The 13846-nt window shown below is 45.3% G+C and carries 14 protein-coding genes and 1 pseudogene; 5 read left to right on the forward strand and 10 right to left on the reverse strand.

The annotated features are described in order from the left end of the window. Nucleotides 1-9: 9 nt before the first annotated feature. The 3 genes from AC0IXH_RS03230 (at nt 10) to AC0IXH_RS03240 (ending at nt 2095) form a co-directional block, all read left to right on the forward strand. Complete coding sequence (locus AC0IXH_RS03230) at nt 10-213, forward strand: hypothetical protein (protein WP_471719949.1); 204 nt, start codon at nt 10-12, stop codon at nt 211-213. 147 nt (nt 214-360) lie between these two features. Beyond that, nucleotides 361-1521 (forward strand): IS30 family transposase, encoded by a 1161-nt coding sequence (locus tag AC0IXH_RS03235; RefSeq protein ID WP_471719950.1) that lies wholly within the window; start codon nt 361-363, stop codon nt 1519-1521. A gap of 289 nt (nt 1522-1810) precedes the next feature. Beyond that, nucleotides 1811-2095, forward strand: a complete 285-nt coding sequence (locus AC0IXH_RS03240) for a DUF3892 domain-containing protein (RefSeq protein WP_028725237.1) — start codon at nt 1811-1813, stop codon at nt 2093-2095. Nucleotides 2096-2358: 263 nt separating this feature from the next. On the opposite strand, the pseudogene AC0IXH_RS03245 reads toward AC0IXH_RS03240, so the two are convergent. From AC0IXH_RS03245 to AC0IXH_RS03275, 7 genes and pseudogenes are all read right to left on the reverse strand, one after another. Beyond that, a pseudogene (locus AC0IXH_RS03245) lies at nt 2359-2529 on the reverse strand (transposase); the annotation flags it as partial. An 82-nt stretch (nt 2530-2611) separates the two neighbouring features. Further along, the gene (locus AC0IXH_RS03250; protein WP_471719951.1) at nt 2612-3073 is read right to left on the reverse strand and encodes a M67 family metallopeptidase; all 462 of its coding nucleotides are present in this window, start codon (nt 3071-3073) and stop codon (nt 2612-2614) included. Continuing rightward, nucleotides 3048-4817 (reverse strand): ThiF family adenylyltransferase, encoded by a 1770-nt coding sequence (locus tag AC0IXH_RS03255; RefSeq protein ID WP_471719952.1) that lies wholly within the window; start codon nt 4815-4817, stop codon nt 3048-3050. The genes AC0IXH_RS03250 and AC0IXH_RS03255 overlap by 26 nt, the downstream gene beginning before the upstream one ends. Further along, complete coding sequence (locus AC0IXH_RS03260; protein ID WP_471719953.1) at nt 4814-5878, reverse strand: cyclic GMP-AMP synthase DncV-like nucleotidyltransferase; 1065 nt, start codon at nt 5876-5878, stop codon at nt 4814-4816. The genes AC0IXH_RS03255 and AC0IXH_RS03260 overlap by 4 nt, the downstream gene beginning before the upstream one ends. 23 nt (nt 5879-5901) lie before the next feature. Beyond that, a complete protein-coding gene (locus AC0IXH_RS03265) occupies nt 5902-6975 on the reverse strand; it encodes a patatin-like phospholipase family protein (RefSeq protein WP_471721115.1) in 1074 nt (357 codons plus the stop codon). Between the two features lie 407 nt (nt 6976-7382). Beyond that, nucleotides 7383-8237, reverse strand: coding sequence for a hypothetical protein (locus tag AC0IXH_RS03270; protein WP_471719954.1), 855 nt, complete (start codon nt 8235-8237; stop codon nt 7383-7385). Between the two features lie 501 nt (nt 8238-8738). After that, nucleotides 8739-9734 carry a DUF4238 domain-containing protein gene (locus tag AC0IXH_RS03275; RefSeq protein WP_471719955.1) on the reverse strand — a complete coding sequence of 332 codons (996 nt, stop codon included), beginning with the start codon at nt 9732-9734 and terminating at the stop codon, nt 8739-8741. A gap of 321 nt (nt 9735-10055) precedes the next feature. On the opposite strand from AC0IXH_RS03275, the gene AC0IXH_RS03280 reads away from it, so the two are divergent. After that, nucleotides 10056-10967 carry an alpha/beta fold hydrolase gene (locus AC0IXH_RS03280; RefSeq protein ID WP_471719956.1) on the forward strand — a complete coding sequence of 304 codons (912 nt, stop codon included), beginning with the start codon at nt 10056-10058 and terminating at the stop codon, nt 10965-10967. A gap of 75 nt (nt 10968-11042) precedes the next feature. Here the strand turns inward: AC0IXH_RS03280 and AC0IXH_RS03285 are convergent, their stop codons facing one another. Both AC0IXH_RS03285 and AC0IXH_RS03290 read right to left on the reverse strand, forming a co-directional pair. Continuing rightward, complete coding sequence (locus tag AC0IXH_RS03285) at nt 11043-11252, reverse strand: DUF6434 domain-containing protein (RefSeq protein ID WP_471719957.1); 210 nt, start codon at nt 11250-11252, stop codon at nt 11043-11045. Between the two features lies 1 nt (nt 11253). Further along, nucleotides 11254-12486 carry an MFS transporter gene (locus tag AC0IXH_RS03290; RefSeq protein ID WP_471719958.1) on the reverse strand — a complete coding sequence of 411 codons (1233 nt, stop codon included), beginning with the start codon at nt 12484-12486 and terminating at the stop codon, nt 11254-11256. Between the two features lie 229 nt (nt 12487-12715). Between AC0IXH_RS03290 and AC0IXH_RS03295 the strand changes: the two genes are divergently transcribed. After that, nucleotides 12716-13228: an NUDIX hydrolase gene (locus AC0IXH_RS03295; protein WP_471719959.1), complete on the forward strand. Its 513-nt coding sequence runs from the start codon at nt 12716-12718 to the stop codon at nt 13226-13228. A gap of 186 nt (nt 13229-13414) precedes the next feature. Here AC0IXH_RS03295 and AC0IXH_RS03300 read toward each other — a convergent pair whose 3' ends face one another. Continuing rightward, nucleotides 13415-13816, reverse strand: a complete 402-nt coding sequence (locus AC0IXH_RS03300) for a winged helix-turn-helix transcriptional regulator (protein ID WP_471719960.1) — start codon at nt 13814-13816, stop codon at nt 13415-13417. Nucleotides 13817-13846 lie beyond the last annotated feature (30 nt).

Consider the following 13846-nt stretch of genomic DNA (forward strand, 5'->3'; position numbering starts at 1 on the left):
GGGTAAATAATGATTCTGGATGAAGAAAAGGCCCGGGTGATTGCCTGCGAAATAGGGTACGCCGTGCTGAAAATTATAAAAAAAGGTGACGCTATCACCCAATATAATATCTCATCTCTGCTGGAACATAAACGGGCTGAGGTTGACGACGTGTTGCATAAACTGTTGCTTAAGGGGACAGCGCAGTTGATCAGAAACGGTTTTGAAAATTAATGCCGGCATTTTTCCCGCCAGTCGTGATCTTCTGCCTGTAGGGCCCGGTTGTCGTTGATTCACTCTCCTAGTCTAGGGATATCCGCTTTTGAATGTGAGTTCAACGGGTCGACGCAACGCTATCCTTAAACAAGGGGGGACGTTGCCATGAAACGAAGAACGCGCATTTACTACACGCCAGAACAGAAAGCGATTATCTGGGACAGGTATAAGCAAGGTGATTCCCTGCATGATATCGCCAGAATGTTCGACAGATATCACTCTTCTGTTATGCCCACTATTCACCAAACTGGTGGTTATCGCCCTTCTGTCAGAAAGCGACACCGGCTGGCTCTTTCACTTGATGAAAGAGAGGAAATATCCAGGGGGCTGGTAGCAAAAAGTAGCATCAGGGACATCGCCGACAAATTATCAAGAGCCCCTTCAACTATTAGCCGCGAGATCAAAAGGCATGGAGGTGCAAAACATTACCGAGCTGCAAAAGCGGATAAGGACGCGTGGGACAGTGCCCTGAGGCCAAAACCTTGCAAGCTAATTGGATGCCCCGCATTGTGTAAAATCATTGCAGAGAAGATGTATCAGGACTGGTCGCCGGAACAAATCGCCGGTTGGCTTAAACGCTGTTATCCGGATAATCAGGAAATGCAGGTGTCACACGAAACGATTTATAAAACGCTTTTTATACAAACCCGGGGAGCTTTAAAAAAAGAGCTGCAGCAGTGCCTAAGAAGCGGGAGAGTAGTACGTAAATCCAGAACGACATCACTTAAAGGAAAGGGATTAGGCTCAATACCGGATGCAATACCCATCAGCGAAAGGCCATCTGATGTTGCAGACAGAGCTATACCAGGTCACTGGGAGGGAGACCTAATACAGGGCTCTAAAAACTCATATATTGTCACGATGGTAGAACGCCATTCCCGCTTTGTTATGCTTGCCAAAATCAGTGATAACAAGACAGTCACAGTCATATCCGCACTAATCAAACAAGCCCGGCAGCTGCCTGTTGAACTTTATAAAACATTAACTTGGGATCGAGGGGCGGAAATGACTAATCACACCCTTTTTACTGTAGCAACAGAAATTGAGGTCTATTTTTGTGATCCACAATCTCCCTGGCAACGCGGCTCCAATGAAAATACGAACAGATTGCTTAGGCAGTATTTTCCAAAAGGAACTGACTTATCGGTTCACAGCCAGCAAAGACTAAACAGTGTTGCCAGGCAGCTCAACGAGAGGCCAAGAAAAACGCTAGACTATGAATCACCCGCAGAGCGTTTTAACCAATGTGTTGCATCCATCGGTTGAACTCACAAAACGAAGCGGACAGGCTACCGAGGCAGGATTTCCGCTATGAGCGAAAAGCGGAAGTTAGAACTTATCCCCTCACAATGAAAAATAGCTACGAAAGTCGTGGCTATTCAGTTGGCTTATTTTTGATACGCAGAGAACTGTAATGGCAAACCGGAAGGCATGGCGTTTTTTGATCTGTGACAACTCTCAGCGTGTTATATACCTGAACAAGTTGATATGACTAAGTTCAACCTGCATATATTCTGGAGAACGCTATATGGGATAGCGTATCAGGAGATACACAATGACTCTGTATTATATTTCGGCAGTTCGCATGGATGCCAGTAACCAGCACATTGAGTATGTGAAAATCATCAAAGGTGGTAAAGGTGAGGCTGATACAACAATCAATTCTAGGCAGTTTGTTGCAGAATTGATCAACGACGGAGCAACAAAATTTAAAACCATCACCAAAAAAGATGGTAAGTGGGTTAACGGGGCAGATGTTCACGTTATAGATGACATTTACCTTTCGACAGACCGTAATAGTACCAAACGCGATAATCTGGGTAACTTGCCGAAGTTTTAAGCGTGCACAATACCCCTTGCCCTAAGTTCGAGAAGCATATGAGATCATTCTCCGGAGACGGAGAAGTCGTAGTCTCCGTTTTATTGCTTTAACAGAAGACTAAAAACTGCTGAATCACCGGCGCTATTAGCCTGGAAAGCAGGCTTTGCCATGGGTACATAATTTTTCTTGTAATCGAAAACTGCGTGGGCAGATAGCTAACGAGCTCACGTTTTGTCGCTGTTTTTTAGAGCTTTTTTCGATGACGTATTTCAGCCCCTGCATTCTAGACTCAGATCGGCGAACATCTGCTTCAGACGACGATTCTCATCTTCAAGATCTTTGATTTTCTTGATATCAGCGGCTTCCATCCCGCCATATTTCGCCTTCCAGTTGTAGTTGCTGGCTTCGGAAATAGCGGACTACCGGCAAACATCCTTGACGGTCCTCGCCGAAAAATCTGCCGGTTACCAGAATATGCAGCCAACATGAAGCCGGTTATTCCTGATTATGACTGGAGCATATTCGGGGCCAGGGTCATAACAAAGTTATTTCTGATTCGCTTTTCGTTCCATTTGGGAGATAGGTGTGAGCAGTTATAATTAGCTCACCTTTCGAACCTGATTTGACAATGACAAGGACCGCGAAGTTTGCCCCAACATTTTTATCCTGAACAATTTGAAGCATGGACCTGTCGTCCTTACTGCTGGGGTACGGTTCAAAAGATGGGTGGGAGTGCCATTCACCGATATAGTTAAATATCTGATAATTATGGCCTGTTTCGTTAAAAAATTTACTGAACCCACTGATTGCTTCTTCAAGCCGTCTGACAAAGTAGGCAAATGCACCACAACGATGTACTGTCATTTCATGTACTATAAATTCATTAGGTCCAATATGTTCCCCCATTAAAACCCCACCAATTTCGCGGCGCCCGGCTTTAGATAGAGCGTCCATTATAACTGCCTGTTGTTCAGCTGGAAGTATCAGGTTCAGCACGTTCCTCTCCTTCATAAATTTGCAGTATCGCTTGTAGGGCAGCTAAACGATCCTCCTCACTGGCGCTTGTGTCATCGGTATCCCATCCAGCTCCAGACACATGGACTGGATGCGTGTCAAAAGGTTGCTCAAAAATCCACTCACAACGCATGCCGAGTAAATATAGAGAGTAAGGGAATACGCTGGGATCTCTTGATAATGCTGTATCAATAGCAAGCCTGGTTAGCGCTGTAGCGATAAATCCAACATCACTGTCATATGCGGTCAGAGGCTGTTCTTCACTGCCATCGTAATTTTGGGCGCTATCAAAAGGCGCTTTAGGAAGAGTTGAAAGATGACTATAAAATGCGTCGCGAACGGCCAAAGGGTTTGGGTCATAACCCGGGCGGGAACGAGCAATCATTCCCCCATACCCTCCTGCAAAGATTTCCCCCCAACACAGCGGTATCTTATAGCGTTTCGCAAGAGCGGATAACTGAAGAAAAACCTCGGGGTTTGCTGTTGCGTCAATAAGCAAATCGCATTTTGAAAGGTCATTAAGGATGGAAGCCATAAATACCGAGGATTCTTGTCCCGCCAGACGAATAATACTTGCATCGACTTCAATGCCCGCAGAAATCAGTGAAAGTGCACTTTTTACGCCCTCTACCTTATGTTCGCCAACATGATTCCAGTACAGCTCGTGACGCACTATATTGCTGGTAGCTAGGTAATCATCATCAACTAACAAAAATCGCTTTATTCCTGACCGGGCAAGCGATGTTGCGATTTTACTACCCATTGAGCCTAGGCCAATTATTCCGATTCTGATCTTCGTCAGCCGTTGTGATTCCTCTGATAACCTAAGCTCTGTGGATGAAGGCCAAATAATACTGAATTCGTGTATAGTGGGTTCATCACCAGGGTTAAGGTAAAAAGTTCTCAATGACGATCCATCTCGGCCTAGTAACACTATCGTTCTGGCCTTGTACTTATTATCTTCCTGAACCAGAATGTCTACTGTATCAAAGCCCTCATCTGATATCGCCTGAATTAAATCTTCTGCAGATTTAATTTTCAATTTCAAGTCAAATCGTTCACTTTTGAACACCCACCCTTCTCCGGATAGTGAAAGTAAGTAAGTGAATGACCCAAGACTTTGTGGAACGTCTTCGACGTTTTTTAAATTATTCTCTGCATCGGAAATCTGAGTTATGAATGTTACAGCCTTGTCAGAACTGAACAGGATAGCTGTTTTTAAACTGGCGCTGGATAGAGGGGGGAGATTATTCCAAGTTTCCATGATATCGGTGGTTAGTATTAAGCGCCGGATCGAACCCCGCAAAATCTGGCCTTCTGTTAAACGATGTGCTGAAGGGACTGAATTTGGTAGTTCGGGATGCTGCTCTGTATTCAGTAACTCAAATGCACTGAGCACCATATCCGCCCCGGTTATGTCAGGCTGCCAGTTATCAGCTCGCCATTGCAGACACAGTGACCCCCCTTCACCATATTGGTGGTTTGACCACCTCTCGGAACGATCTCTGGGACGGATATAGGGTGGAGAATCTGGAAACGAGTCCGGATAAGTCATCTTCCCTTCATAAATACGACCATGAATAGTCATGTTTATTTCTACTGACAACTTACCATCACTCTGAAAGCGCAAAGCCATACTTAGCCACTCTTGCTCACTCTCAAGGAGTTTGAGCTCCTTCTGCTCACGCAAAAAGCGCGCAGGATTCTCCAGTAACCAACTCATCATGCAAACCCCGCTGATTTATTAGGTGTGACGGGGTGAGCGGGGAAGGATAGAGATGCCGATGCGCTGACAGCTGGGCGCATGAGAGATTTGGACATGTTGGTTTCCTGAGCGATTTCTGTACTGAAATAATCAGTGTTGAAAACCTTATCCCAGGCAAGCGCGGCTTTTTCACGAGTGCAGTTATACTCTTCAAGCACTTCGAGTGCATTTAGCGCCTCAGTTAGGCATTCTTGAAAGAAAATTACGGCCTCATCGTTTTCTTCTGCAAGATTCTTATCTGCAAAAACTGGATGCCCGATGCGCTGGCTATATGTCAGCTGAGATTTGATGACCTTCCACGTTTCACGTAAAGCATCATCATCTCGGCCCGCCTGACAAACAAAATGATCTACAACTAATTTCGAAATACAAATACCGCTTGTGGTTTTCTTTTTCCATGAGGTACGGGAACGAGCCATTTTCTTGGTCAGCCTTGTAACACGGCGAAGTTGGCTGGTATCAGCCTGACCAGCTTTCAGCTCTGAAGCAACAGCATTGATGTACCATCGTGTAACCTTGCGGGCATCAGATTTAGTCCACTCATCGCCACTGGCGAGCTCATATTCAGTTGTTTCGTTGCCCCAAAAGTCCTTTGTGATAAATGAACGGTATACTGGGATATCGATGTGATAACCATCAGGGTAGAGTTGGCGGACGCAATTTGTCTTAACAACAGCATCATAGGCCAGCCTGTCGTCTTTCAACGCTTTTCGAACTCGCTTTCGTGCATCCTGCGCACCAAGATAATTACCGTCTCCATCTTTAAGGTCTTCTTTGTTGAAATAAATTCCGTCATCGATGTCGTAATCACATAAATCGTCCTGGACCATGGTGCGCATCGCATAAGAACCTTGAGAGCTAAAGTCTTTTGGCAATGGATGGGATGAGCGAGTCAGGCCATTTTCGAGCCGTTTTCTTCCATTATCACGACGGTCACGCATTTCAGACTGGTCGGTATTTGACAGAGTTACTTTTTCTGAATGATACCCTTTCATTTCTTTATTGCAGTCAATTAACGTCATGCTGATCTCCCAGAGATTTAAATTTAGGTATTAGATTTAATCGACAGGGCGGTTCGAAATTCTTTCATGTGATTATTCGATTCGGCCAGAGCCCATGCGTGATCAACGTCGGACACTGCCTGCCGGGCTAATGCATTTAGTACTCTTGGGCGTGCGTCATCCATATTTTCGAGGTATTTGTGTAGCTCCCCAGAGGGGCACTGAGCTGGCATTCGGTATGCAAAACTGCCATTGCCTCTCAACTCGGCAATTTTCCGAGCCATATAATCGCAAGCAACCGCCTGGGCATTCATACTCGCAGTGATTGCTTTGAGGCCGCCAGACCATCCCAAAGCACCACGGTGCAACATACTGCTACTGCCAAGTTCCTCACCTCCCTGGACAGGAAGAGTGCCCAGCATGAATAAGTGCACAGGGCGTTCAGTCTCGCCCCTGAACTGAAGAATTTCATGGGCTTCGATCATGCCTACAGCACCTGGATTATTAGCCCAGAGCCCACCATCAACGTAATCGACGATTGCTCCGCCAGAGCCTGGCTCCTCAAGGCGTGCAATTGATCGGAGGATAGGTGCAGCACTAGTTGCCATACATACATCAACCAGTAGTCGATCATTGTCTCGTCCATTTAGGCGAGCCATATGTGGTGTTTTAAATACAGTTGAGGAGTGACGATTTAAATCTAAAGTAGTGATGGCTAAACCGATCCCTCGGCGTTCATAAACTTTGCCGATAGTTTCTTCACCAAAGGTATCTTTAAGCACTTTGCGTAAGGCAAAGTCACCTGAAGCTAGTCCCGAGCATAACCCGCGAACGTATTTACCTACAAAAGGAAGGGCACGAAGTCGCTGCCGTGGAAAAATATCTTTACCGTAAGTCTGGTAAAGCTCAAGAACCTTCTCAAGATGAATACCAGCGGCTAATGCGCAGGCAACGATCCCTCCTGTACTGGTACCTACCAGTAGATCGAAGGCAGAACCAGGGTCAGACTGTTTAAAACCTGTCTGACTTAGCCTTTGAGAAAAAGTCTGTAAGTACGTGGCCTGATAAACACCACGCATTCCACCACCATCTAAGCACAAAACACGAAATGGGTTCATTTGCACTATATATGCCAAAAGAGAAATGGGTTAATTACTATATATAGTGATTCCAACCTTTTTTCAAGTCATGCTGGATATAATCACATACTGTGACCTGCTCCCCGCAGATTAGTACATCCTGATGTTAGCAATGTCCGCTTTTGGCACCAAGCCGCCTGCTAAGAAACGTCGTTGGCTAAGAGCGTGAAGCGGAAGTTCGCTTTAAGGTAACCTAACCCAAATGCCAGAAGACCTCTAAAAGAGAGTGGTTTGTTTTATCGGGATGCTTACAGAATGTCTCAGGGCGTGATTGACCCTGACCCAAAACTCTTCTCCATTTCTTGCCATCAGAAAAGAGCCTTGAGTGACTGCAGGAGAGTAACCACACCGTATACGACAGCTCTCAGCGCAATAGTACATGTGCATTAGCTATTTTGGTCTGAACAGTATTGTTGTTCCGCAATTTTATATATTTCACTAAACGATACAGCAGGTTCAGCTCCAAGGAAAATTCGGGCGCTTTTAATGTAATACTCTTCCAATAACTTCATGTCGTTTAACTGTATGATAAAGAAAATTAGAGCGTCTTTGTAAGACATCTTGCTAGGATTAAAAATATTCTCTGTACAGTGTTGTGCTGCAAGACGAGCAGCATGTTTTTGTAAATTACTCCCGATGTGCTGGTTGGCAAGATGTCTAATGCGCAACCGAGTAAAAAAAACTTCAGCGCAGTAAACGCGTATATCTGAAGGGAGACCGTTGATAGCATCTTCTATGTTTGGTTCTGTAAATAATTTTTTGTAGAAAATAATAGCTGATGATAGTAGGTCACCTGCACTGATTTTTCTGTACGGACCAAAAAGATAATAGAACGGTGTGGCATCATGTATTTTTATAGCCGAAATAGCATGGAATCCATGGCAACACGCCATGTATACAACTGGTGAATAATCCATATCTCGGTTTATTAAGCTAAGCTGTAACGAAAATTCCTCCCAAGTGATATGATCATTATCACCAATCTTAGATAAGGTTTCATTACCATGACTTTCAAAATGGTAGATGGGCCTAAGTCCATTACTTGTTTGACAGATTTGATCCTTCAGAAAACCATCCAATTCTGTTCTAGTTTTGATTTCCTGGTATTCGATAACTCCAGTTTTCTGGTAATACATGATATCTTCATAAAGTCTGTTGGCTGTATTAAAGTCATCAGCACCCAGCATGTTAATAATATACAGCTTATTGAAGCTTAATTCTTTAACTATCTCTGATATCATTATTCTCTGTCCTGCAGGAAAATTGCAGCCGGGATTTCAGTATTGTAGGAAATGAAATAAGGTAAGTCGAACGCAACTGTGTCTTCCTCCTCGTTTTATTTGAATACCAACTTAACGGCGATGTGACTAAATTTCAACAAGTTCTTCTGAAATCGATAATTTTTTTAGATAAAAACTTATACAAGTAGTGACCTCCTAACCGTTGATTAACACATCCCGATGTTAGTAATTTCCGCTTCTGGCACACAACTGACAAGAGGCATGATAATCAACTCATCTATGAGCGAGAAATGAGCATTGGTGAAATAAAGTGACTGCGATTCTTGTACTTTAAACCAAACTCGTACTTTTAAGTTGAATTGCACTCGGTTTCCAATTTAATTTGGCCTCACATCAATGATTAACATACGTTTAGTAATTGCACTAAACGACCAAACATGAACGTCATCAGATCCGCTATGATTACATACTCTATAAATAGCAGGCAGTAGACTAATTTTATTATGTATTAATAATTTTCACCCGGGTCGCATGCCCACCTCTTATAGGAATAGAGATATTATCGGCATAAGACTTACTTAGTGAAATAGCCTTAATATTGCACCAAAACTTGCCTTCATGGATGTATGTTGCTAGGCAATCTCTTAGTGTGAGGTAACTAGAGAGGCGAGGAAGATAAATGTTATTATCACAATTTTCACACTGCATCATATTAATATAAGCAATTTCATTAAAATCAGAAATAAAAACCACATTCTCAATGTTTTTTACATTGAAGTAACGTTCATCAAAGAAAAACAAACAATGTGCGGGGCTTACCGGCATGAAAAATGAAGGGACATGCTCAGGAAAAAATGTCACTATATTTAAAACTGGATTGTCACTTGTAATAAATGGTATTTTTGATGAGTTAAATAACACCATCGCTTTCAAATGCTGATTTTTCTCAAAATTCCTATGCGCCTCTCTGAAAATATGATCAAACGGATCATCTATTTTAATAGTGCTGGAATCTATAAATTTATTGAGATCATCCCTTGTTAACCCCCAAGAATCAGAATCATTTTTTTTAATTAGTTTACTTAAAATCTCTTCTTTTTTTTGCACCTTAAATAAATTGAAATTATTTTCCAGTGCCTTATCCACAAGATCCTTAGATTTTTTAGTTCTGGTGTATTGAATGTAAATATACGACAACATAGAGCGCCTTAGTTCATGATCATTAAGACATACTCCACTGGGATTCATCAGAGGGGCTAAACATCCAGTTATCAATTTATTAATCTCTGCATCTATAAAATTCTCAACTTTTGAAAGAGCATTCTCTATACGCTTATCTGCACCATAAAAATATCGTTTCTGGCACTGCGGTTTATACGGCACTGAAATTAATTCCTGTTCCCCCCTTATATTGCAGATATTCACATTGATACCATCCCATGAATAGCGTTTTAAAAGCATCTTCGGGACAAAATGTTGTTTTGCTTTGTCAGCCATAATTATCAATCCTTTTACTGTACACTACATTGATCCTAAATTTTCAAGTATGTTAATAGCTTTTTTTCAACTCATCAACCATCTGATCTGTTATGCAATGTGCGAACTTCGCAACTTCCGCTTTTGGCACACAGCGGACCTCTGGTTAGGAAAGGTCCGCTAAGAGCGAGGAGCCGGCTAACGTTTATCGCTGTCAGTGAAGAACGGTAACCGGTACATTCCAAAGCCCTTGTATCCATCCCTCAATGATTTTATCTTTTATGATAAACCCTTCTGTCAGCTGCCCCGGTTTATCAGGGATAAATAACAAGGACTTAACTCATGCCTGCCGCATATATTCGTGCCACCATCGGAGGGGCTGTTTTATTGATGTCAGTCTTGGTCACAGCATCCGCAACGCAGTCTATGTCGAAACCTTCAGAGCATCCGAGTTCGCAGCGTATCTCTGTGCAGACGCAAGGATCTGGCCCTGATGTCATATTGATTCCGGGGCTGGCGTCGTCCCGCGAAGTTTGGGCCGATTTAGCATCAACTTTACGTATGAGCCACCGTATTCATCTTGTTGAGCTTGCGGGCTTTGCAAGTACGCCTGCTATTTCCAATCCAGAGGGAAAGGTCGTCGCTCCGGCAGTAGAGGCCATCGCTGATTACATTCAAACCCAGCACATCAAAGCACCGGCGATCGTTGGCCATTCTCTTGGCGGGGAGATTGCATTGATGCTGGGGGCCCGTCATCCCGACCAGATCGGTCGTTTGATGATCGTCGATGCCTTGCCGTTCTATACATTGATGATTGACCCTGCGGCGACCACCGAAACTGCTGTCCGGCACGCTACAACTACGCGGGATTGGCTACTGGGGCAGTCGCCGGAGCAAATCAAAGGGTCTCAGAGAACATCCATCATCCGATTGGCTAAGACCGAGGCGGCGAGGCCAGCTTTAGTGGCTGCGGGGATCAATTCCGATCGCAAAACGGTTGCGGATGCCGTGTATGAATTGATGATTACCGATCTGCGTCCCGAACTCGCCCGCATCAAAGCGCCGATTGAAATCGTCTACGCGTATGACCCTTTATTCGGGATCCCTTCCGCCAGCGTGGATGCAATGTACCGTCAAGCCTATGCTTCTGCACCCGATATCCATTTCACGCGGATCGATGACAGTTTTCACTTTGTCATGCTTGATCAGCCAGAACGGTTTTCCAGCGCGGTAGAGTCTTTCTTAAATCAATAAAGGATGCTGATGCACATCAAGCTGACGATGGAGCAGTATCTGTTGTCCGTCACTCGCACAAGCCCCGATCCATCATTAGGACAGATGTCTGCGCTTCCATTCGTCTGCCACGTCCCCCAATGTTTTGGGATCTTCATTACGTATCCACATCATGAATTCCCGATCGAATCGAAAGTCTTCCCCACACTCTTTAACCATAAAACGACGAACGTTCTGGGTATTTTTGTAGTTTTTATCGACGCGTGTGGTTCGTGTCAGTAATGCGCTATGCCAATCGATTTTCAACTTACTTATCCCCCATCAACGTCTTTTGCTCAGGTTGAAGTGATTTAAACACGTGCCTGCTGAATAGCAGCCAGATGCAAAGGGCGCAGAGCGCGATGGCCGCCAAAATAAGATAAGCGAAGCTCCATGAGGTGTGGCTGACGATGGTGCCAGCCAACGCCGGGCTAAGTGAGGCGCCCAGTCCCTGCAGTAACATTACGAGCCCAAGCGCGGCGTTGATATGCCCTGAGCCATTAAACAGTGCGGCAATCAGTCCGGGGACGGCCACGCCCAAAATACCGGCAGCGACACCGTCCAGCGCCTGCACGGGAAATAAAACGAATTCATTGCTCCAGAACGACGCAATTGCTGCCCGAAAAGGCAACACGAGCAGCGCAATGACGATAAGCCTGGCGTAGCCATACTGTGAGGCGTACCTCGCCGTAAGCAGTGCCACGGGGATCATCACCGCCTGAGAAATCGCGACCGTAAGAGCGGCATAAGTGCCAGGCGTGAACAGAGAACCTGCGGGAGAAGAGGCGGCCTGCATGCTTAACATCGGCAGCTGTGCCGCATTGGCCAGGTGGAACAGAAGCAGGGTTATCCCCGTTACCGCCAGTTCAGGCCGCTTCAGCAATGCCAGCACTGAGACAGAAACGGCAGGGCCTTCGTGCTTTTCAATCCCTCGCGCCACATCATGATCGATATCGTTTTTATTAATCGCTAATGTGCAGACCACGGCGCAGACCGCCATGGTGGTCATCAGTAAAAATACCGACCCGGTGCCCCAGATCCAGCAGGTGAACGCCGCCAGCACCGCAACCGCCATATTGCCGCTGTGGTTGAAGGCTTCGTTTCGGCCCATCTGTGACAAAAACCCTTTCTGACCGGTGATGCCTAAGGTGATACCGGCAATGGTGGGCGCGACGATTGCTGCCGCGATACCGGTAATAATTTGCGATAAAATCACCACGGCCGACGTCGGGAAAAACCAGAGGGCGAGCGCGCTCAGGGTAATGAGCAGGGAGGCAGCGATAATTAACAGACGCTTATATCGGGTGGCATCGACGATCATCCCCGCCGGGAACGTGGCCAGCAATCCGGCCAGACCGCCAAGCGTCATCACCAGACCAATTTCTTCCGCCCGCCAGTGATGGGACACCAGAAAGATGCCTAAAAACGGCCCAAGTCCGTCGCGGACATCAGCGATAAAGAAGTTGAGCAGACAGAGAACCTGCAGTGAACGTAATCTCATCAACACCCGCCCCCGAAAGTTTTATCATCACGAAAATGCCCTGGCACTGTGGCCGGGATTGATTTATTTATCTTTTGATTGTTCAGTGCCTGAATAGCCCTGGTGCTTATGTCCGGGAACCTGGCTCAAAAATAGTGCGCATCTCCCGCTTCGTCAACGTCATTGCCAGCATAAGATGGCGGGATACATAATTTCAAAAATCAGGATTTAACGTTATTAAAGGGGGCTTATGCGCACTCGTCCATCTTCCCGATTGATTGTCCTTTCGCCTGAAAATCGCGTCCTGCTTTTTAGTTTCTGCCATACAGACGATGCTTTAAGTGGAAATACATACTGGGCAACTCCAGGTGGAGGACTTGAACACAATGAATCCTATGAACAGGCTGCCTTACGCGAATTATTTGAAGAAACCGGTCTGACAAGAACAGCAACAGGACCGCAGATAGCATCCAGAACCTTCACCATGATGCTGCCAAGCGGGGAGAAAGTTCTCGCTGAAGAGCGCTTTTTTATTATTAATACCGAGAAATCAGAGATCGACTGCTCCGGCTGGAGTCGCAACGAAAAAAATGTCATTCGTGATCACTATTGGTGGGCAGTCGAAGAGCTGAGACAGACCAATGAAACAATCTTTCCACGCGATTTATTAATCAACATACTTGAAAGGTCATCACAGCAGTTATTCATGAGCCTGGAACATGAGAATTCAGGAAATCGAAAAGCCTGGCCTGGACACTCTTGAGGCGTCTGCGCTGCTATATGTCAGATTAAATGACGCTGTGAGCGGGGAGCGGGCAGGCGCCCGACATAACTCTCGAAATTCATAGGTTGATGCTATAACGTACTAAGTCCTCTGTTGCCATCCGATACTAACAAGCTGATTTATAGAGTATCTACCTTTGTGAAAGGACATTCGCATTTAGACGACTCAATCACCGTCATATCGTTCTCTTGCTGAGCGGAAATCTTCGGCTGATGTGATAATCCACGACCATAATGGCAGCATTTTCAACAGCATTTCCTTTCCCGTTGCTGTAATTGTATAAACAACATGAGGCAGTTTTTCCTCATAATCAAAACGGGAAATTAACCCGTCCCGTTCCAGGTGGCGCAATGTTCGCGTCAGCATTCTTTGCGTGACTCCCGTGAGGGTGCGGCGTATTTCGCCATAGCGAAGTGGCCTATGAGTACCGAGAATATGCAGCACGCCCAGCGACCAACGATTACCTGCATGTGCCAGGATCTCTCGTTTCAAACCCTCATCGTCGTTGCTTAACTCCGCACAAAATTCTTTGGAAAATTGCAAAAGCGCTTCCCGTTCAGACTCCATATCCCCTCCGGTATCATGCGTGTGCCTAAT

Source organism: Erwinia sp. AC075 (assembly GCF_979253995.1).

What these genes read in the sequence shown, in the direction of transcription:
- AC0IXH_RS03230 (WP_471719949.1), top strand. Translation starts at nt 10, where the DNA reads ATGATTCTGGATGAAGAAAAGGCCCGGGTGATTGCCTGCGAAATAGGG.
- AC0IXH_RS03235 (WP_471719950.1), top strand. Translation starts at nt 361, where the DNA reads ATGAAACGAAGAACGCGCATTTACTACACGCCAGAACAGAAAGCGATT.
- AC0IXH_RS03240 (WP_028725237.1), top strand. Translation starts at nt 1,811, where the DNA reads ATGACTCTGTATTATATTTCGGCAGTTCGCATGGATGCCAGTAACCAG.
- AC0IXH_RS03255 (WP_471719952.1), bottom strand. Translation starts at nt 4,817, where the DNA reads ATGATGAGTTGGTTACTGGAGAATCCTGCGCGCTTTTTGCGTGAGCAG.
- AC0IXH_RS03260 (WP_471719953.1), bottom strand. Translation starts at nt 5,878, where the DNA reads ATGACGTTAATTGACTGCAATAAAGAAATGAAAGGGTATCATTCAGAA.
- AC0IXH_RS03265 (WP_471721115.1), bottom strand. Translation starts at nt 6,975, where the DNA reads ATGAACCCATTTCGTGTTTTGTGCTTAGATGGTGGTGGAATGCGTGGT.
- AC0IXH_RS03270 (WP_471719954.1), bottom strand. Translation starts at nt 8,237, where the DNA reads ATGATATCAGAGATAGTTAAAGAATTAAGCTTCAATAAGCTGTATATT.
- AC0IXH_RS03275 (WP_471719955.1), bottom strand. Translation starts at nt 9,734, where the DNA reads ATGGCTGACAAAGCAAAACAACATTTTGTCCCGAAGATGCTTTTAAAA.
- AC0IXH_RS03280 (WP_471719956.1), top strand. Translation starts at nt 10,056, where the DNA reads ATGCCTGCCGCATATATTCGTGCCACCATCGGAGGGGCTGTTTTATTG.
- AC0IXH_RS03290 (WP_471719958.1), bottom strand. Translation starts at nt 12,486, where the DNA reads ATGAGATTACGTTCACTGCAGGTTCTCTGTCTGCTCAACTTCTTTATC.
- AC0IXH_RS03295 (WP_471719959.1), top strand. Translation starts at nt 12,716, where the DNA reads ATGCGCACTCGTCCATCTTCCCGATTGATTGTCCTTTCGCCTGAAAAT.
- AC0IXH_RS03300 (WP_471719960.1), bottom strand. Translation starts at nt 13,816, where the DNA reads ATGGAGTCTGAACGGGAAGCGCTTTTGCAATTTTCCAAAGAATTTTGT.